General features: G+C 63.6%; 13 protein-coding genes and 3 tRNA genes. 5 read left to right on the top strand and 11 right to left on the bottom strand.

Annotated elements, in window-relative coordinates; all coding sequences use genetic code 11:
* Positions 1–73 precede the first annotated feature (73 nt).
* The 10 genes from VLA65_RS03960 to ilvD all read right to left on the bottom strand — a co-directional run bounded on the left by VLA65_RS03960 (position 74) and on the right by ilvD (position 14956).
* Positions 74–775, bottom strand: a complete 702-nt coding sequence (locus VLA65_RS03960) for a class F sortase (RefSeq protein ID WP_284988359.1) — start codon at positions 773–775, stop codon at positions 74–76.
* A gap of 72 nt (positions 776–847) precedes the next feature.
* Positions 848–1579, bottom strand: a complete 732-nt coding sequence (locus VLA65_RS03965) for a hypothetical protein (RefSeq protein WP_332601867.1) — start codon at positions 1577–1579, stop codon at positions 848–850.
* A 528-nt stretch (positions 1580–2107) separates the two neighbouring features.
* Positions 2108–3667: a methionine--tRNA ligase gene (gene metG / locus VLA65_RS03970; RefSeq protein ID WP_332601868.1), complete on the bottom strand. Its 1560-nt coding sequence runs from the start codon at positions 3665–3667 to the stop codon at positions 2108–2110.
* A gap of 78 nt (positions 3668–3745) precedes the next feature.
* The gene (locus VLA65_RS03975; RefSeq protein WP_078108578.1) at positions 3746–4501 is read right to left on the bottom strand and encodes an ABC transporter ATP-binding protein; all 756 of its coding nucleotides are present in this window, start codon (positions 4499–4501) and stop codon (positions 3746–3748) included.
* Complete coding sequence (locus tag VLA65_RS03980) at positions 4498–7302, bottom strand: ABC transporter permease (protein WP_284988362.1); 2805 nt, start codon at positions 7300–7302, stop codon at positions 4498–4500. Before VLA65_RS03980 ends, VLA65_RS03975 begins: the two co-directional genes overlap by 4 nt.
* A 210-nt stretch (positions 7303–7512) precedes the next feature.
* On the bottom strand, positions 7513–9108 hold the full coding sequence (gene serA / locus VLA65_RS03985; RefSeq protein WP_284751161.1) for a phosphoglycerate dehydrogenase: 1596 nt from the start codon (positions 9106–9108) through the stop codon (positions 7513–7515).
* A gap of 184 nt (positions 9109–9292) precedes the next feature.
* Positions 9293–10318, bottom strand: coding sequence for a ketol-acid reductoisomerase (ilvC, locus tag VLA65_RS03990; RefSeq protein WP_059387645.1), 1026 nt, complete (start codon positions 10316–10318; stop codon positions 9293–9295).
* A gap of 80 nt (positions 10319–10398) precedes the next feature.
* Positions 10399–10911, bottom strand: a complete 513-nt coding sequence (gene ilvN / locus VLA65_RS03995; RefSeq protein WP_028264679.1) for an acetolactate synthase small subunit — start codon at positions 10909–10911, stop codon at positions 10399–10401.
* Positions 10912–10913: 2 nt separating this feature from the next.
* A complete protein-coding gene (locus VLA65_RS04000; protein WP_284988363.1) occupies positions 10914–12815 on the bottom strand; it encodes an acetolactate synthase large subunit in 1902 nt (633 codons plus the stop codon).
* Positions 12816–13234: 419 nt separating this feature from the next.
* A complete protein-coding gene (ilvD, locus tag VLA65_RS04005) occupies positions 13235–14956 on the bottom strand; it encodes a dihydroxy-acid dehydratase (protein WP_284751164.1) in 1722 nt (573 codons plus the stop codon).
* A gap of 296 nt (positions 14957–15252) precedes the next feature.
* On the opposite strand from ilvD, the gene VLA65_RS04010 reads away from it, so the two are divergent.
* The 5 genes from VLA65_RS04010 (at position 15253) to VLA65_RS04030 (ending at position 17958) form a co-directional block, all read left to right on the top strand.
* Positions 15253–16314 (top strand): sunset domain-containing protein, encoded by a 1062-nt coding sequence (locus tag VLA65_RS04010; protein WP_332601869.1) that lies wholly within the window; start codon positions 15253–15255, stop codon positions 16312–16314.
* Between the two features lie 56 nt (positions 16315–16370).
* Complete coding sequence (locus VLA65_RS04015; RefSeq protein ID WP_332601870.1) at positions 16371–17477, top strand: PQQ-dependent sugar dehydrogenase; 1107 nt, start codon at positions 16371–16373, stop codon at positions 17475–17477.
* 113 nt (positions 17478–17590) lie between these two features.
* Positions 17591–17666: transfer RNA gene (locus tag VLA65_RS04020), tRNA-Lys, on the top strand.
* A gap of 70 nt (positions 17667–17736) precedes the next feature.
* Positions 17737–17812: transfer RNA gene (locus VLA65_RS04025), tRNA-Lys, on the top strand.
* Positions 17813–17882: 70 nt separating this feature from the next.
* A tRNA-Lys gene (locus tag VLA65_RS04030) sits at positions 17883–17958 on the top strand.
* A 97-nt stretch (positions 17959–18055) separates the two neighbouring features.
* Here the strand turns inward: VLA65_RS04030 and VLA65_RS04035 are convergent.
* The gene (locus VLA65_RS04035) at positions 18056–18544 is read right to left on the bottom strand and encodes a MarR family winged helix-turn-helix transcriptional regulator (protein WP_306960850.1); all 489 of its coding nucleotides are present in this window, start codon (positions 18542–18544) and stop codon (positions 18056–18058) included.
* Between the last annotated feature and the right edge of the window lie 11 nt (positions 18545–18555).

Consider the following 18555-nt stretch of genomic DNA (forward strand, 5'->3'; position numbering starts at 1 on the left):
CATCCACATGTTGGTCAAAATCGTCTCACCATTTGAGCGCTCGAAGTCCATGCGGAGCGCGCCTCGGGAGAAGCTACTGGCCTGGAACAAGTGAAGCTACCACCGCGACATTCTTGCCCCAGAGGTCCTGCGTGTAGCAGCTGATCAGGACCAGGCGGTTGGGCACCGCTGTCCAGACGGGACTGTCTTTCAAAGTCGATTTTGTGTAGGTGGTGACGGAGTCGACTTTGTATGTCATCGCTCCCGTTGCCGTGACGACTTTGAGCTCGTCCCCCGGTGCCGCTGCATAGCTGAGGTGGTTGAACGGCGCGTCGAGCCCTTCCCAACTGTGCCCGATGACGTAAGTGGTATTCGTCGATCCCGCTCCGGGGGTACCGAAGGGACTGAGCCAATATCCGTCCATCGTTTCCGGCGGCTCGATGCTCTGCCCGCCAGCAGGGTCCGGTCGCAGCGGATGAACCAGCACATCCAGGCCAACCGCCGGATAGGTAATCTGCACCGGGGCCGACGCCGCGGGCAGGTGCGTTCCCGCCGCAGTGGCAGGAGCGCCCACCGCCGCGCGGTTCGGCTCGGCCTTGCCCGCGGGAGCCGCCGTCGAAAGCGCCCGATTCCCTGAGTCGAAAGCGGCCGGGTTCTGGCCGGATACGCCATAGACCAGCCAGGCACCAAGCAGCCCTCCGGCGCAGATCGTCAACACGAGAAGATCCCTGGAACTGATCAGCAGGCCACGGACGCGAAGTGCGTGAGGCTGCCGCGTGAAGCGGTGACGGGCCATGACCACTCCTGGAGATAGTGAAGCAGGTGGCGGGGTGCCGCCCATCGTAGTGCGGCACCCGGCCGGGTTTGCCTAGTGCCTGGCCCTGCGGGCCCGCACCCCGCTCCTCGCGACTACGAACACAGCCACGGCACTGAAGAGACCAGTCAGGCCGGCAAGCCACGCGGGAATACCTGTGTCCGCCTTCCCGCCAACGGCCGTCTGGACGTTGTAGCCCACGTAAGTGATGGGGGCGTCCGGAGTGGCTGCGGCACCGGCCGCAGCTGGAATGACGGCTGTGGGCACAGTCGCCGACGGAGTGACGGCTGCGGGCACGGTCGCCGCAGGGGCAGCGACCGGAGGAACCACGGGGGTGACGACCGGCTGGGTGGAGACGGGTTCCACGTGCTCCACGGGCGGGGTGGTCACCGCCGGGCTCGTCACCGGATCCGCAGGCGGGCTCGTTACCGGATCCGTCGGCGGGCTCGTCACCGGGTCCGTCGGCGGGCTCGTCACCGGGTCCGTCGGGGTAATCAGCGGCAGGCCGGCCACCTCACAACCGGCGTTAAGAATGGCGATGTTTTCCGGGGTGAGGTTTTGTCCGTTGGGCATGTAATCGCCTGCGTTTGCAGGAACGATGTCGTTGGTGTCGGCGATATGCCCGGACAGCGCCGACAAGTTGATGGTCACCGCTACGTAGGGGTTCGACGCCGAATGCGTGGCGTGGCAAATGGTGATCTTGTCTGAGGGAGCAGCGTTCGCCGACACCGTGGCACCCAGCAATCCCAGGCCCACGACCCCCAGGGTCGCAATGGTTCGTTTCATTTCGGTCCCTCCACATCAGGTCCGAGCTGACCAGACTTTGCGGAGTAACCGTCTTCGAGACCCAGGAAGGACAAGTACGGGAGACCTCAATAAGCGAGATGAATCTTGACAGTTACTCCCCAGAAAGTGTCATCAGTTCGCTTGCTCTTCAGGCTAGGTTTCGGTCTCCTGATTAACGCGAGTGGCGGGTACGCGTTTACCGGCAGGAAACAGCGTCCCTTGTCCCGGCTGCTACCTGCGCCGAGTGGATCCCCACTCGCCAGCGCGAAGAGATCACTTGGAAGTCCAGCGAGCCGCCGGATCCGCCTCGGGACGCTCACCAATCATGGGACGGGAAAGGGAACACCCCCTCACCCGGTGGGATGAGGGGGTGTCACGCGCAGCAAGAGTGAGCGGGCGTCCGCCCAAAAGGCGACTTAAGTGAGCGGGCGTCCGCCCAAAAGGCGACTTAAGTGAGCGGGCGTCCGCCCAAAAGGCGACTTAAGTGAGCGGGCGTCCGCCCAAAAGGCGACTTAAGTGAGCAGGCGTCTAGGACTCGGTGGGCTCCTCGTAACGCGGGAAGATCGGGGCCGGCGGCGGGAGCTCCGTACCGGGGACGATCGGCGTGGCGACGGCCGCGAACTGGCGGGGCTCGCCGTCGGGCTGTCCCAGGACCTCAAGCAGCTTGGCGGCCGACGTCGGCATGACCGGCTGGGCGAGGATCGCCACGATGCGGACAACCTCCAGCGTGACGTACAGGACCGTGTTCATGCGCTCGACGTCGGTCTTGCGCAGCACCCACGGGGCCTGCTCGGCAAAATACGCGTTGGTGTCGCCCAGCACGGCCCAGATTGCTTCGAGGGCACGGCTGAATTCCTGCTTCTCGAAAGCCGCGCGGGCCACGTCCAAAAGTCCGGCGGCCTGGGCAAGCAGCGCGGAGTCCTCTGCCGAGAAGTCTCCCGGAACCGGAACCCTGCCTTCGCAGTTCTTGGCCACCATGGACAGCGAACGCTGCGCCAGGTTGCCGAAGTTGTTCGCGAGATCGGCGTTCATGCGGCCCACGATCGCCTCGTGGTTGTAACTGCCGTCGGCGCCGAACGGAACTTCGCGGAGGAAGAAGAATCGCACCTGGTCCAGGCCGTACTGCTCCACGAAGTCCTTGGGGGCCACCACGTTGCCGAGGGACTTGGACATCTTGACGCCATTGTTGGTCAGGAAGCCATGGATCATGACGCGCTTGGGCAGTTCCAGGCCCGCGCTCATCAGGAAGGCGGGCCAGAAGATGGCGTGGAACCGGGAGATGTCCTTGCCGATGATGTGGACGTCGGCGGGCCAGAACTTACGGAACGCCTCAGAATCGGCATCAGGGTAACCGACTCCCGTCAGGTAATTGGTCAGCGCATCAACCCACACGTACATGACGTGTTTGTCGTTGCCCGGCACCGGGACACCCCAGTCGAAAGTCGTCCGGCTGATGGACAGGTCCTGAAGACCCTGCTTGACGAAGCTGATGACCTCGTTGAAGCGGTACTGGGGGGCGCCGAACTCCGGCTGCTCCTCGTACAAGGCCAGCAACTTGTCCTGGTAGGCGGACAAGCGGAAGAAGTAGCTCTCCTCCGCGGTCCACGTTACTTCGGTATCCGTACCGCGCGAGTAGCGGACGCCGTCGTCCTTCAGTACTGTCTCGTCTTCGGTGTAGTAAGCCTCGTCGCGGACCGAGTACCAGCCCTCGTATTTGGACAGGTAAATGTCCCCCTTGGCTTCCATCTTCTTCCAGATGGCCTGGGAGGCGGCATAGTGGTCGGCATCCGTGGTGCGGATGAACCGGTCGTAGGAGATGCCCAAGGCAGCGTGGGCGGCCTTGTAGATTTCGGCATTCCGGTCCACGAGTTCCTTGGGCGTGATGCCTTCCTTCTCCGCAGCCTGGGCAATCTTCATGCCGTGCTCGTCCGTGCCGGTCAGGAACATCACGTCATAGCCATCGAGGCGCTTGAACCGGGCCATCGCGTCGGTGGCGATGTACTCGTAGGCATGCCCGATATGCGGCTCGCCGTTCGGGTAGGTAATGGCGGTGGTGATGTAGAACGGGGGTTTATCTGGAGACGTCACTCTACGAAGTTACCTTCTCTTGGAGATGGAAAGACCGGACCGGCCGCATGTGACGGCCGGTCCGGAAGCAGCGGGCTACTAGTTCAATTCAGTCAGCGTATCGCTGAGCCTGACAAGCTCGTGGTCGTGGGAGGCCACCAGCACGGCGATACCGTCGCTCGTGGTGTCCTTCAGGATGCTGATGATGCGGTTTGCCGAAGTACGGTCCAGGCTGGCCGTTGGCTCGTCTACCACCAGGACCCTGGTGCCCAGGATCAGGGCGCGGGCGATCGCGACACGCTGGCGCTCACCGCCGGACAGCTGCGCCGGACGGTGGCGCATGCGCCGGCCCAGCCCCACCAGGTCCAGCAAGTCCTTGGCCATTTCGGTGCGCTGCTCCACTTCGCCGTCGGGGACGGCCGGCAACAGCACATTCTCCAAAGCGCTCATGCCGTCGATCAGGGCGCCGCCCTGGTCCACGTACCCGATGAGGGCGCGGCGGCGGTCGGCGATTTCGTCGTCGCCCATCTTCTCGAGGGAATCGCCCTCCCAGAGGACGCGGCCCGACGTCGGAAGCGTGAGTCCCGCTCCCACCGTCAGGATGCTGGTCTTGCCTGAGCCGCTTCGCCCGGCGACGCAGTGCATCTCACCGGCGTGCAGGGTGAGGTTGAAGTCCTCGACGACCGTGACCGGCTCCGCCCCACCCTTGTCACCGCCATAGCGGATGGTGATGTTGCTCAACTGCAAGGGCATGCCGTGGTCCGCAGCCCGCACGATGGTGTTGGCGCGGGTCTGGAACGACTCGTCGGTGGATTCCGTGGTCGCGGTCAGATCGGGTTCGAGGTTGTCAGTCATTTGACCACTTTCGTTGCAATGGGAATCCAGCAAATTACGGCCACCACTCCGGCCAAAGCGGCCCAAAGTGCGGCATAAGGAGCGAGCAACAGGCCCAGGCCCAGCGCCCCCACGACGCCGAGGATCAGCGCCACTGCTCCGACCAAGGCATTTTCGAAGAAACGGACCTGTCCCAGCATGTCCGGGTTCCAGCCCATGGCCCGGAGCGTGCCGAGCTGTTCGCGCCTGGCCTGGAGTTCGAAGCGACCGGTGACCAAGGTCAGTACGAGGCCAACGAGCACCCCGCTCACCGCCAGGATGACGCTCGGCAAGGCGATCGTGGCGGAGGCGAGCCCGCTGAGGGCACTGGCTCCAGCTGCGCGCGGGATGTCAATGAGCAACGCGATCAGCGCGCCCACGGCAGCGCCGAACACGCCCACGGCAACGGCCAGGGCCACTGAGCTGAAACGGTGGGTAACCAGTTGGCGGTACGCGAACGTGAGCGGTGAATCCACCGGGATCAGGCGTTCGTCGTGTTGGGGTTCCTGGTCAACGATGTCGCGGTGCCGCAATTGCTGGGCCGCGATGTAGGCGGCGGCACAGTAAATGAGCAACACGGACGCCGAAACAATGACCGTGGCCAGGTTCCAGCTCAGAAGGCTTAGCGCAATGCCTGCCACGGCAACGATCCCCGCACCTATACCGAACTCTTCGAGGACCCAACTTCGGATCTTCCTTTGGGTCCAGCCCATGGCGCGGAGGATCCCTGCCTCGCTGCGTCGCTGGCGGATATAGCTCACGGTTGAAGCGCCGGTCAGGAGGGTGGCCCCGCACAGCGTCAGGAAGAGGAGGGTGATGTTGGTGCCGGTCAGGGAGCCGGAAACGGCGTCGGCAGCATCCTGCCGGACCCACGACTGCTGGACGGTACCCAGCGCGGATTCCTTGCCGGCGTCGTCCTTGGAGTATCCCGGGACGAAGATGTTGGCGTCTTCGCGCGCGGAGCCGGCCACCACTGTGGCTTGGAGACCCATGTCGCGGATCTGGGCCGCGAGCTTGTCGACCTCCGGTTGGGCCTGCTTCCAGTTGCCTGGCGCGCTGGCGCGGACCCTGACGGCGTCGATCACGTTGGCGTTGGAATCGTAACCACGCGCTGCGGCAAGGCCGTAGTAGTCGGTGATGGCACCGGCAGACTGGCTGACCAGGCCGGTGGCGCTCAGCGAAGGCTTGAGGCCCTTGGCTGCGGTGTCATTTCCCGAAGCGTCCTTCTGGAGCGTCATCGGGGCCGGGTCGTAGCCACCCAAGGGCAGCTTGTTGACGTCGCCCGCTGCTTTCTGGATCTGGGCCGGATCAAACGTCCCGTAGACCATCGGCAGCGGCGTAGCGGGCTTCGATCCCGTGGCAAGGTTCTCCCGGTACGAGCGCTCATCGACCGGCTTGCGCTGGCTCTGGTCGACCATCGCCCCGAAGGCCGACTTCTCGGGCAGCTTGTTGACGGTCACCCAGTCTCCCGGCGTGGCGGACTTGCCGACGGCGCCGTTCGCGGAAGTTTCGCCGTCCTTGTACTTGGGTGCCGCGGCGAAGTCCGTGCTCCACTGGGCTGGCTGGTACAGGCCTTGGCTGAAGTTGCCCATATTACCGAGCAGCTGGCTGTGGTCCGTGGATCCTGGCCATGACAGGGCGAACGGCGACTTTGACACGAAGGGCAGGTAGTCCTTGTCCAAAGAGCGCGAGACAGTGCCGACGTCGTTGACGACCTTGCCCGAATCATCGATTTCCTGGATTTGGACCGAGTACTTCAGATCCAGCGAGGTTCCCTGCCGGACGATCAAAGGAATGGCCTGTGAGGCATCCGTGATCTGGCCGGAGAGCTTCGCCTGCTGGTACTGGGTCATGAGGGGTGCCCAGTATTTGAGCTTGACGCCCATGAAATCCGGGCCTTGTTCGAGTTCCTGCTGCGTAGGGCTCTTGGCGAAGAGCTGTTCGAAGTAGCGGCCGATTGCGCCGGCGTTGCGGGTGTCGGCCGGCGGCGCCTTTTGCAGCGGTGCGAGGAAGTCTCCGGCGGAGCCCAAGAGCGCGCGCTCGGCGGTCGGATCGACGGCGACGACCGACTCGGTGACCTGCGGAGCCATGGGCAGCGCTACGGAAAGGTTGAAGAGGTTGTGTTCCGAGCCGCCGGCGGGAGCGGGGAACTTGATGCCGGTCTCCCCCGCGGGTCCGGCGATGCGGATGCTCTTGCCTCCGGCAGTCTGCTGCTCAACAACCTGCCCCTTGCCGAGGGTGCCTTCGGCGCTGGTCTGGAAGAGGGTTTGCTGGGACACTCCGTCGGAGCTCACGGCGGTGGCGGTCAGGCGGTACTTCTTGGGCTTCGCGGGAAGCACGGATTCCGGTGCGGGCCAGCTCTTGGAGTCCGTTCCGGTCGGATCTCCCGCGGTGGCTCCACCAGCCAGTCCCGCGTTGTAGCCAAGGTAATCCATCGCGTCGAGACGCGGGGTTTCCAGGTTCTGCGTTACCCGGGAAACGAGGCTGATGGGCGCCGCGACCGACGCGCCGCTCAGCCCACGGATCTTCTCGAGTTGCGGGAAGCTGATGCCGCCCTGGCCGTTCGCGATGTCCGGCTGGAGGAGCGCCCCGCCGTCCTTGGTATTCGCGGACTTGGCCTGGACCAGGATGTCGTACAGGCCGCGTGAGTTCTCATCCACTGTCCGGTTCAGCGCGGCCTGCGACTGGCTCTGGATGAATACGGACAAACACATGGCGACGATCAAAATGGCCGCGGTCAACAGAAGCACACGGCTTCTGATGAACCTCTGGACGGCGTTCATAGGGCTCCCTGAGTCCTGGATTGCGGGTGTGCACACTGCTGTCCCTGGAACCATGCCGAGGCAATAGGAATCCACCGGGTGTGTGCAAAAGTTATTGGCCGGCCTGCCGCCGGTTCCGAATTTCGGACCAAGCCATTGTAGGCAGACCGGCCAATGATATGTGGCCGATGTGAAGTGCGGCACACTTTTCTAGCTCAAACGGTGAGGATGCTAGTCCTCCAGATCCACTTCACGAACCATGTCGGCGCCGATGCCGGCCTTGATGGCTTCAAGGACCTGCTGCGGCACCGAAGTGTCGATCGTGAGCAGCGCCAGGACCTGGCCGCCTTCGCTCTGGCGGGCCACCTGCATGCCACCGATATTGATGTTGTTCATGCCCAGGATGTGGCCGATGGTGCCGATGACACCGGGACGGTCCGCGTAGGAAACAACCACGAGGTGCTCGCTGATCGGAATTTCGACGTCGTAACCGTTGACGCCCACGAGCTTCTGGACCTGCTTGGGTCCGGTGAGCGTTCCGGCCACGGAGATCTGCGATCCGTCGCTGAGTGCCCCGCGGATGGTCAGGACGTTGCGGTAGTCCTCGGCTTCCGGCGTCGTGATCAGGCGAGTGTTGATGCCGCGCTGCTCGGCGATGACGGGTGCGTTGACGTAGGAGACCTGCTCGGTCACGACGTCGGCGAACACGCCCTTGAGCGCCGCCAGTTCGAGGACCTTCACGTCCAGGCTGGAGATTTCGCCCGCGACCTCGACGTCGATCTGCGTCAGGGATGCGTGGGTCAGGGCCGTGAAGATCCGGCCGAGCTTCTCGATCAGCGGGATTCCGGGGCGGACGTCGGAAGCGATCACGCCACCGGCCACGTTGACTGCATCCGGGACGAGTTCGCCGGCGAGGGCGAGGCGCACGGACTTCGCCACGGAGACGCCGGCTTTTTCCTGGGCTTCGTCCGTGGAGGCACCCAGGTGGGGCGTCACGATGACATTGTCCATGCCGAAGAACGGAAGGTCGGTGCTCGGCTCCTTGACGAAAACGTCGATGCCTGCGCCGGCGATCTGGCCGTCTTCCAAAGCCTCGTGGAGGGCTTCTTCGTCGATCAGGCCGCCGCGGGCGACGTTGACAACGTAGGCCGTTTCCTTCATCTTCTTGAAGGCATCGGCGCCCAGCATGCCCACCGTTTCCGGGGTTTTGGGCATGTGGATGGTGATGAAGTCGGACTTCTCCAGCAGTTCGTCCAGGGTGACGAGCTTGACGCCGAGCTGAGCGGCGCGCGCGGAGGTGATGTAGGGGTCGTAGGCGAGGATCTCGGTCTCGAAGCCCTGCAGGCGGGCGGCCACGAGCGCTCCGATGCGTCCGAGGCCGATGATGCCGATCTTCTTCTCGAAGAGTTCGATGCCCGTGTACTTGGAGCGCTTCCACTCGCCGCCCTTCAGGGCGGAACTGGCCTGGGGGATGTGGCGGGCAAGGCTGAGGATGTGACCGACCGTCAGCTCGGCAGCGGACACAATGTTCGACGTCGGGGCGTTAACCACCATGACGCCGGCCTGGGTAGCGGCCTTGATGTCCACGTTGTCCAGGCCGACGCCGGCACGCGCGATGATTTTGAGGTTCTTGGCTGCGGCAATTGCCTCGGCGTCCACCTGGGTGGCTGAACGCACGAGGATGGCGTCGACGTCGACGATTGCGGAGAGCAGCTGGGAGCGGTCCGCGCCGTCGGTTTGGCGGATCTCGAAGTCCGGACCAAGGGCCTCGATCGTGGCGGGCGAAAGTTCCTCAGCGAGGAGTACTACTGGCTTGGTGCTAGTCACCGGTGACCTCTTTAGCTCTCTTTTTCAGGTGGGGTTTTGGTGAAACGATTCTTTGACGACGAAGGCCGGACCCGGTATACCGGGTCCGGCCTCCATGCCGGGCGGCTTCATTTCGAGCCTATCCCGAACGGCGTTCTGTGTTGAATTGCTACGGCTCCTGCCGCGGCTTCAACGGGTGCCTTGACTAGCGGGCCGCGGAGCCTTCGACGTAGTCCTCGTCCTGCTGCTGCCAGGAGAACAAGGAACGCAGCTCGCGGCCGACCCCCTCGATCGGGTGCTGCTCTGCCTTGGCACGCAGCTCCTTGAACTCGACTGCGCCGTTGTCCTGGTCGTCGATGAATCGCTTGGCGAAGGCACCGGACTGGATGTCCGCGAGGACACCGGCCATGTTTTCCTTGACGCGGGGGTCGATGACGCGCGGCCCGGAGACGTAGTCGCCGTACTCTGCGGTGTCGGAAACGCTCCAGCGCTGCTTGGCGATGCCGCCCTCCCACATGAGGTCAACGATGAGCTTGAGCTCATGAAGAACCTCGAAGTAGGCGATCTGCGGCTGGTAGCCGGCTTCGGTCAGGGTCTCGAAGCCGTACTGGATCAGCTGGGAGACGCCGCCGCAGAGGACAGCCTGCTCGCCGAAGAGGTCGGTTTCGGTCTCTTCGGTGAAGGTGGTCTTGATGACGCCGGCGCGGGTGCCGCCGATCGCCTTCGCGTAGGACTTGGCCAGGTCCCAAGCGGAACCGGAAGCGTCCTGCTCGACGGCGATGATGTCCGGGATACCTCGTCCGGCTTCGAACTCGCGGCGCACGGTGTGGCCCGGAGCCTTCGGGGCGATCAGGATGACGTCAACGCCCTCGGGCGCCTCGATGTAGCCGAAGCGGATGTTGAAGCCGTGGGCGAAGGCAAGGGCCTTGCCGGCGGTCAGCTTGTCTTTGATGGAGTCGTTGTAGATCGCGCGCTGGTGCTGGTCCGGTGCCAGGATCATGATGACGTCGGCCCATTCGGCGGCGTCGGCAACGTTCTTGACCGTGAAGCCTGCGTCCTCGGCCTTTGCGATCGACTTCGAGCCTTCCTTGAGCGCGATGACAACCTCGACGCCGGAGTCGCGCAGGTTCAGCGCGTGGGCGTGGCCCTGGGAACCGTAGCCGACAATGGCAACCTTGCGACCCTGGATGATCGACAGGTCTGCGTCGTCGTCGTAGAACATTTCAGTCACTTGCGTAACTCCTCTTGAGTGGTTTTGTAGATATTGTCTGTGGTTCGGTATCGGGCTACTACGCGGTACTAGGACAGTGCCTAAGCGCTGCGCAACGCCCTGTCACTCATGGAGCGGGATCCCCGCCCAACGGCCAAGGTGCCGGACTGCACTATTTCGCGGATGCCGAACGGCTCGAGCACTGAAAGCAGCGCTGCAAGCTTTTCCGGGGTACCGGTTGCCTCGATGACCACCGAGTCTGTGGAAACGTCAACCACTGAGGCACGGAACAAGTCTGCAGCTTGGGTGACCTGCAGGCGTGTCGCGGCATCCGCACGTACCTTGACCAGGATGTGGTCACGTTGCACGGAAGATTCTGAAGTCAGCTCCACAATCTTGATCACGTTGATCAGTTTGTTGAGCTGTTTGGTGACCTGCTCGATGAGGTCGCCATCGGCGTCGACGACGACGGTCATCCGGGAAATCCCGGAGACCTCGGTGGGGCCGACGGCCAGGGAGTTGATGTTGAAGGCCCGCCGGGCGAAGAGGCTGGCCACGCGGGTCAGCACGCCGGGCTTGTCTTCGACCAGAACGGACAATGTGTGGCGGCTCATGGCTAGTCCTCCTCTTCCCATTCCGGGGTCATGTTGCGGGCAACCTGGATCTGGTCGTTAGAGACTCCGGAGGGGACCATCGGCCACACCATGGAGTTCGGGCTGACCACAAAGTCGATGACCACGGGACGGTCATTGATTTCCAAGGCCTTCTGGATGGTGGCGTCAATGTCCTCGTCCCGCTCGCAGCGGAACGCGGCACAGCCGTAGGCGTCCGCCAGCTTGACGAAGTCCGGGATACGGACGGTGTCGTGGCCGGTGTTCAGGTCGGTGTTGGAGTAGCGGCCTTCATAGAAGAGGGTCTGCCACTGGCGCACCATGCCCAGCGAGGAGTTGTTGATGATTGCAACCTTGATGGGAATCTTGTTGATGGCGCAGGTGGCCAGTTCCTGGTTGGTCATCTGGAAGCAGCCGTCGCCGTCGATCGCCCAGACCACGCGGTCGGGTTCGCCGACCTTGGCGCCCATGGCTGCCGGCACGGCATAACCCATGGTCCCGGCTCCACCCGAGTTGAGCCAGGCGTGGGGACGCTCGTACTTGATGAACTGGGCGGCCCACATCTGGTGCTGGCCAACGCCTGCAACGTAGATGCCTTCCGGACCCGTGAGCGCACCAATGCGTTCGATGACCCGCTGGGGGGCGCTGAGTCCGTCTTCCGGCTCGGTCCAGCCAAGGGGGTAGGTGTCGCGGAGGTTGTTGAGGAACGCCCACCAACCGTCGAGGTCCGGGGTGCCGGATTGCTCGAAAGCGTTGCGGACAGCCTCGCTCAGTTCCGGAATGATCTCCTTGACGGAGCCCACGATCGGAACGTCGGCCGTGCGGTTCTTGGAGATCTCCGCGGGGTCGATGTCCGCGTGGATGATCTTTGCGTGCGGAGCGAACGTGCTGAGCACACCCGTCACGCGGTCATCGAAGCGCGCACCAAGGGTGATCAACAGATCGGACTGCTGCAGTGCGGTAACCGCGGAAACCGTGCCGTGCATGCCGGGCATGCCGACGTGCAGGGGGTGGGAATCCGGGAACGCGCCGCGGGCCATGAGCGTTGTCACCACGGGAGCGCCGGTGAGTTCCGCGAGCTCGCGCAGTTCGGCCGATGCGTGGGCCTTGACCACTCCGCCGCCGACATACAGGACAGGCTTGCTTGCCGCAGCGATCAGCCGGGCGGCTTCGCGGACCTGCTTGTTGTGCCCGCGGACCACCGGACGATAACCCGGCAAATCGATCTTGGGCGGCCAGGAGAAGGTCATGGTGCCCTGCTGGGCATTTTTGGCGATATCCACCAATACGGGACCGGGACGACCGGTGCTCGCAAGGTAGAAAGCCTCGGCCATGACGTGCGGAATGTCATTGGGATCCGTCACCAGGAAGGAATGCTTGGTGATCGGCATGGTGATGCCGACGATGTCCGCTTCCTGGAAGGCATCAGTGCCGATGACGGAAGCCGATACCTGGCCGGTAATGGCCACGAGGGGCACGGAGTCCATGTGGGCATCCATGATGGCGGTAACGAGGTTGGTGGCACCGGGGCCCGAGGTGGCGATGCAGACGCCGACCCGTCCGGTAACCATGGCGTAGCCTTGCGCTGCGTGGCCGGCTCCCTGTTCGTGACGGACCAGGACGTGATTCATCTTGGAGGCCATCAAAGGGTCATAGGTGGGGAGGATCGCGCCACCGGGCAAACCAAAAATATCGTCCACGCCGAGTTCTTCGAGCGAGCGGACAATAGCTTCCGAGCCGGTCATCACCGTTGGGGGTACAACGTTGTTCGGCCCGAGTACAGGAGAGAGAGTTGCAGCATTGTCGACGACGGCGTCAGCCGGACGGTCGACCTTTTCCGGAGCCTTGGGGGCTCCAGCGGACTTTGCAGCCATCAGCGAGGGGCTGATCGGCGATCCTTTGCTCATCGGACTCTTCCTTTGGGGATCTTCAATTAGTGAAAGTTACTGCGTGGGTACTGCGTTCATGCTGGTTCTTGCTCAATGCGCCGTCCCCTGCGGGAAATAAAAAAACCCCTCAGCCTTGCGGCTCTTCGAGGGGTTGCGCGTGACGGTTCGTTACCAGTCGGGCTAGGAGGCCACGCGCTTGGTAAGTACGACAGTGCCCACGGTGGCGCCGACAGTAACGAATGCGATCATGCGTTCAGTGTTCCCTCTTAGTGAGATAGGTGTCAAACGATGAAGATGTCATCTCACTATGTGGACCTCATTGTCCACGGACTGGTCCTACCCCAACCCTCACCCAACTAGCTCGCAGGTGTAGTCGTTATGAGGCGTCAAAACGACAACAACTGCGAGTTAGTGGGGAAGGACCCGCCGTGGGACTGCTACCCGCAATACGCGCCTGTGGAGGCGCTGTGCACCAGCTTGGCGTACTTCGCGAGGACGCCCTTGGTGAACTTGGCCGGGAGGGGCTCCCAGCCGATCTTGCGGGACTCGAGCTCGGCTTCGTCCACCAGGAGGTCGAACGAACGGGCAGCGATGTCCACGCGGATCTTGTCGCCGTCCTTGACGAAGGCGATGGGTCCGCCGTCGACGGCTTCAGGCGCAACGTGCCCGATGCAGAGACCGGTGGTACCGCCCGAGAAGCGGCCGTCGGTCAGCAGGAGCACGTCCTTGCCAAGGCCCGCGCCCTTGATGGCGCCGGTGATGGCGAGCATCTCACGCATGCCCGGGCCGCCCTTGGGTCCTTCGTAACGGATCACGACGACGTCCCCGGCCTTGATCTCGCCCTTGTCCAAGGCGTCGAGCGCACCCTGCTCGCGCTCGAACACGCGGGCGGTTCCTTCGAAGACGTCGGCGTCGAAGCCGGCGCTCTTCACGACGGCACCTTCCGGGGCCATGGAACCGTGCAGGATGGTGATGCCGCCGGTCTTGTGGATCGGGTTGTCCAGCGCGCGCAGGATCTTGCCGTCGAGGTCCGGCGGGTTGATGGAGGCCAGGTTTTCGGCAAGGGTCTTGCCCGTGACCGTCAGGCAGTCGCCGTGCAGCAGGCCGGCGTCGAGCAGCGCCTTCATAATGACCGGCACGCCGCCGATCTTGTCGACGTCGGTCATGACGTAGCGGCCGAAGGGCTTGAGGTCGCCCAGGTGCGGGATCTTGTCGCCGATGCGGTTGAAGTCGTCCAGGGTCAGTTCGACCTCGGCTTCCCGGGCGATCGCGAGCAGGTGCAGGACGGCGTTGGTGGAGCCGCCGAAGGCCATGGTGACGGCGATGGCGTTCTCGAACGCCTTCTTGGTCATGATGTCCCGCGCGGTAATGCCGAGGCGAAGCAGGTTGACCACTGCCTCGCCGGACTTGCGGGCAAAGTCATCACGACGGCGGTCTGCCGAGGGCGGGGCAGCCGAGCCCGGCAGGGACATGCCGAGGGCTTCACCGATGCACGCCATGGTGTTGGCCGTGTACATACCGCCGCAGGCGCCTTCACCAGGACAGATCGCGCGTTCGATGCGGTCCAGGTCGCCCTTGCTCATCTTGCCTGCAGCGCAGGCGCCCACGGCTTCGAAGGCGTCAATGAGGGTGACTTCCTTCTCCGATCCGTCCTCAAGCTTGACCCAGCCCGGCATGATGGAACCGGCGTAGAGGAAGACGCTGGCGAGGTCCAGGCGGGCGGCTGCCATCAGCATGCCCGGGAGGGATTTGTCGCAGCCGGCCAGCAAAACGGAGCCGTCGATGCGCTCGGCCTGCATGACCGTTTCAACGGAGTCGGCAATGACTTCGCGCGAAACAAGGGAAAAGTGCATTCCCTCGTGGCCCATGGAAATGCCGTCCGAAACGGAAATGGTGCCGAACTGCATGGGGAAACCACCGCCGGCGTGAACGCCTTCCTTGGCGCCCTGGGCGAGTCGGTTCAGCGAGAGGTTGCAGGGGGTAATTTCGTTCCACGAGCTCGCGACGCCGATCTGGGGCTTGGCGAAGTCATCATCGCCCATGCCTACGGCCCGGAACATGCCTCGCGCGGGGGCGGCATGGATGCCGTCCGTTACGACCCGGCTGCGTGGCTTGATGTCCGGCTGGTTGTCTGTCGCAATTGGGGTGTGGTCACTCATGGGCACGAGTCTATGACTCTTGGGCTGTGGCCAACGAACATGATCGGCGGGTTAAGGCGAATTTGGCACTATTTCAGCCAATATTTCATTCAAATAATGGACAGTCGTCTCGCTATGTGAGACATGGGTCTCATTGTCGGCTGCTGGCCTATCCGACAGGATCGCTGATGCGCTGAAGGGCCGCGAATCGATTGACTAACCTAGACAGCCCCGTGACACGGACGTAACGTCAAATCACGACAGCTGCGCCACTCGAACAGACATGCGCCAATTGAACAGACAGAAGGGCTCCTCCCATGGATTGGTTGATCTGGGTCATCGTCATCGTGTTGATCGTCGCGATTGTTTGGTGGCTCCTGAGCCGCAATAGCGCGAAGTCTTCTTCGGGCTCCGGGGCTTCGCCGTCGCAGGCCGCCTCGTCACCACAAATGGACGTCACAGCAGCCGCATTGACAGGCTCCGCCCCCTTGGTCGCCGCAACCGCGACGGCCGATCAAGAGCTAGCCGAGTCGCGCGCAGCCGCACCCGAGCCGGAGCCGGAAGCCGAAACTGAGGCAGGCGGCGTCGACGTCGACGACTGGGAGCGCCCCGGCCCTCCCCTCGAAACCGGCATGGCCGCCCCGGAAGAAGAATCCTCAGCGGCCGGCCCCTCGGTGGTGGAGCCCGTGTTCGAGGAGCCCACGCTCTCGGAACCCGTACTGTCCGAGGACGCGGTTTCCGAGGCTACGGCCTCAGAGACCGCCGCACCGCTGGCTGCCGAGCCGGAACTTGAAGGGGGCGTGACGGCCGACGACGTTACCGCGGCCGACGCCGGGCCGTCCGTTCCCGCGGCTGCCGGCGTTCCGGCGTCGTCGGGCTCGGAACCAGCCACCCCCGAACAGTTGGCCGACAGCGCCGAATGGGAAGCGACCTGGAGCGAAGGCGGCACACCAGTGCCTCCCGCCCCGATCCACCACCGCGAATACACGGACGCCCATGCACCGACGCTTCCCGGCGCGGAATCCGCCGCGGCGGAGGCAGTCGACACTGCAGCCGAAGGGGCGCAGGAAGACCGGGCCGAAAATCCCGACGCGGCACCTTCGCCGGTTGAGTCAACCACCGTGGCCCAGGATTCCGCAGCCGCATCGCCGCTGGGCGGGCATCTCGCAGCCGAGCAGCCGTATGGCGAAGGCTCCGCCGCGGCCGACGCTGACGGGAGTGGCCCTGATGGCTACACCGTCAAAGGCAACGCGGACACCATGACCTATCACGATGAAGACAGCCCGTCGTACGACGAGGTCAAGGCCGACGTCTGGTTTATTTCCAGCGCCCACGCCGAGGCAGCCGGCTTCCGACCTCCTCGCAGGAACCGCCACTGAGAGCCCCAAGGAGCTGACCCAGGGCGGCAAGCAGCCCTGCAACCAGGACCCAAGCAATGAACCAGGCAAAGGCGGGATCCGGGAGCGTCTTCCGGTCCCGCCTTGCGCTCGTCCGGGCTCCCGTAGCGGTGGCCTGCCTCGTGGCCCTGTTGCTGAGCGCCTGTACAGGGAGTGCCCCCGGACCGCGGCCTACCCAAGGCAACGGACCCGAGTTGATTCGGAAGCTTGACCTGAATCTGACAATTCCGTGGTCGATCGTGTTCCTCGACGACGGTACTGCCGTCATCTCCGAACGCGACACCAAGCTGATCAAATCGGTCCGGAACGATCGGGCCACGACGGTAGGCGAGGTTCCCGGCGTCGTACCCGGGGGCGAAGGCGGGCTGCTGGGGCTGGCGCTCTCCCCGACGTTCGCCAGCGACCGCCTGCTCTATGCCTACTTCACCGCTGAATCGGACAACCGGATTTCGCGCATCCGGCTGGAGCAGGCCGCAGACGGGCGGTTGAGCCTCGGCACACCCGAAGTCATCTTCACCGGCATTCCCAAAGCCGGCACCCACAACGGCGGGCGCATCCGCTTCGGTCCCGACGGGTTCCTCTACGTCGGCACGGGAGACGCGCAGCACCCGGAGCAAGCACAGGACCGCATTGCGCTTGGCGGGAAGATCCTGCGGCTTACACCCGAGGGAAAGCCGGCACCGGGCAACCCGTTCGGCAATCCCGTTTACAGCTACGGACACCGCAATGTGCAGGGTTTGGCTTGGAACAGTGACGGCAGGCTGTGGGCGAGTGAATTCGGACCCGACGTCAACGACGAACTCAACCTCATCGAAGCGGGCGGCAACTACGGTTGGCCACAAGTGACCGGTGCGCCCGGCCGCGCCGGTTACATCGACGCCAAGGTGGTCTGGCCGTCGACGGCGGATGCCTCACCGAGCGGTCTGGAAATCGTGAACGGAACGGCGTTCACGTGCGCGCTGCGCGGTCAGCGTTTGTGGACCGTACCGCTGCGCGGAGAAACGGCGGGGAATCCCGTGGCGTACCTCACGGCCCAGTACGGACGGCTGAGGGACGTTTCGCTAGCGCCGGACGGCACACTGTGGGTCCTCAGCAACAACCAAAACCCCGACTTTGCACTGCTCCTGAAGCCTCCCCGCCAGTGACGCGCAGGAGGCCCGGGCCGATTTCACACTTCGGCAAGTGTCGTGTAGAGTTACATGTCGTTGCGGAGATCAACGAGGGAAGAAAAGCCCTCAGCCGATCGAAATCGACAAATGCACCTCTAGCTCAATTGGCAGAGCAATTGACTCTTAATCAATGGGTTCCGGGTTCAAGTCCCGGGGGGTGCACCAAAGGGAAGGACCCTTGAGCGGCAGTAGCCGCTCAAGGGTTATTTCTTTGCGTTGCGAGCAACAAACAATTGCACCTCTAGCTCAATTGGCAGAGCAATTGACTCTTAATCAATGGGTTCCGGGTTCAAGTCCCGGGGGGTGCACCAAAGGGAAGGCCCCTTGCGCGGCAGTAGCCGCTCAAGGGTTATTTCTTTGCGTTGCGAGCAACAAACAATTGCACCTCTAGCTCAATTGGCAGAGCAATTGACTCTTAATCAATGGGTTCCGGGTTCAAGTCCCGGGGGGTGCACCAAAGGGAAGATCCCTGGATGGCTGAATGGCCGTCCAGGGATCTTTTTATTTTCCCCCGGGCTCGGCCCGGAGCCGCTTCCGCCCGGACCTGCGGAGGCCTAGTTGGAGGGCTCGCCCGGCGCCACACCTGAATCCGCTGCGGCCACAATGTCGTTCACGACTGCCGAGGAATGATTGTTTGCCAGTTCGCGTACAAGCGACTGGAGCTCCCGCCGCAGTTTGGCGGTGTCCACGGGCACGGGTGCAAGCACTTCGCGTTCCAGCTGCGTGGCGAGTCCGAGGGTGCGCTCCCCCGCCTCGGTCAAACTGACCACTTGGCTACGGCGGTCGGACACGCTGCGTGCACGGCTGACGTGGCCGTGTGCCTCCAGCCTGGTGAGCGTCTTCCCCATTGTCTGCGCCTGAACCCGGACGATCTGTGCGAGCATCGACTGGGTGGTCGGTCCGTTGACGGCAAGTACTTCCATGACAATGACCCCGGCATGGGTCAGGTCCATACCGCGCAGTTTCTCGTTCCAGGCATGCTCCACGAGTCGCGCGGCCGTGGAGAGCAGGCGCCCAGTGGGCCACCGTTCCATATCAGGCATAAGGGCCAGTA

The organism is Arthrobacter sp. S2(2024) (assembly GCF_036662515.1).
GTDB lineage: Bacteria > Actinomycetota > Actinomycetes > Actinomycetales > Micrococcaceae > Arthrobacter.

What these genes read in the sequence shown, in the direction of transcription:
- VLA65_RS03975 (WP_078108578.1), bottom strand. Translation starts at nt 4,501, where the DNA reads ATGACTGACAACCTCGAACCCGATCTGACCGCGACCACGGAATCCACC.
- VLA65_RS03960 (WP_284988359.1), bottom strand. Translation starts at nt 775, where the DNA reads ATGGCCCGTCACCGCTTCACGCGGCAGCCTCACGCACTTCGCGTCCGT.
- VLA65_RS03965 (WP_332601867.1), bottom strand. Translation starts at nt 1,579, where the DNA reads ATGAAACGAACCATTGCGACCCTGGGGGTCGTGGGCCTGGGATTGCTG.
- VLA65_RS03980 (WP_284988362.1), bottom strand. Translation starts at nt 7,302, where the DNA reads ATGAACGCCGTCCAGAGGTTCATCAGAAGCCGTGTGCTTCTGTTGACC.
- ilvN (WP_028264679.1), bottom strand. Translation starts at nt 10,911, where the DNA reads ATGAGCCGCCACACATTGTCCGTTCTGGTCGAAGACAAGCCCGGCGTG.
- VLA65_RS04000 (WP_284988363.1), bottom strand. Translation starts at nt 12,815, where the DNA reads ATGAGCAAAGGATCGCCGATCAGCCCCTCGCTGATGGCTGCAAAGTCC.
- VLA65_RS04015 (WP_332601870.1), top strand. Translation starts at nt 16,371, where the DNA reads ATGAACCAGGCAAAGGCGGGATCCGGGAGCGTCTTCCGGTCCCGCCTT.
- ilvD (WP_284751164.1), bottom strand. Translation starts at nt 14,956, where the DNA reads ATGAGTGACCACACCCCAATTGCGACAGACAACCAGCCGGACATCAAG.
- VLA65_RS04010 (WP_332601869.1), top strand. Translation starts at nt 15,253, where the DNA reads ATGGATTGGTTGATCTGGGTCATCGTCATCGTGTTGATCGTCGCGATT.
- VLA65_RS04035 (WP_306960850.1), bottom strand. Translation starts at nt 18,544, where the DNA reads ATGCCTGATATGGAACGGTGGCCCACTGGGCGCCTGCTCTCCACGGCC.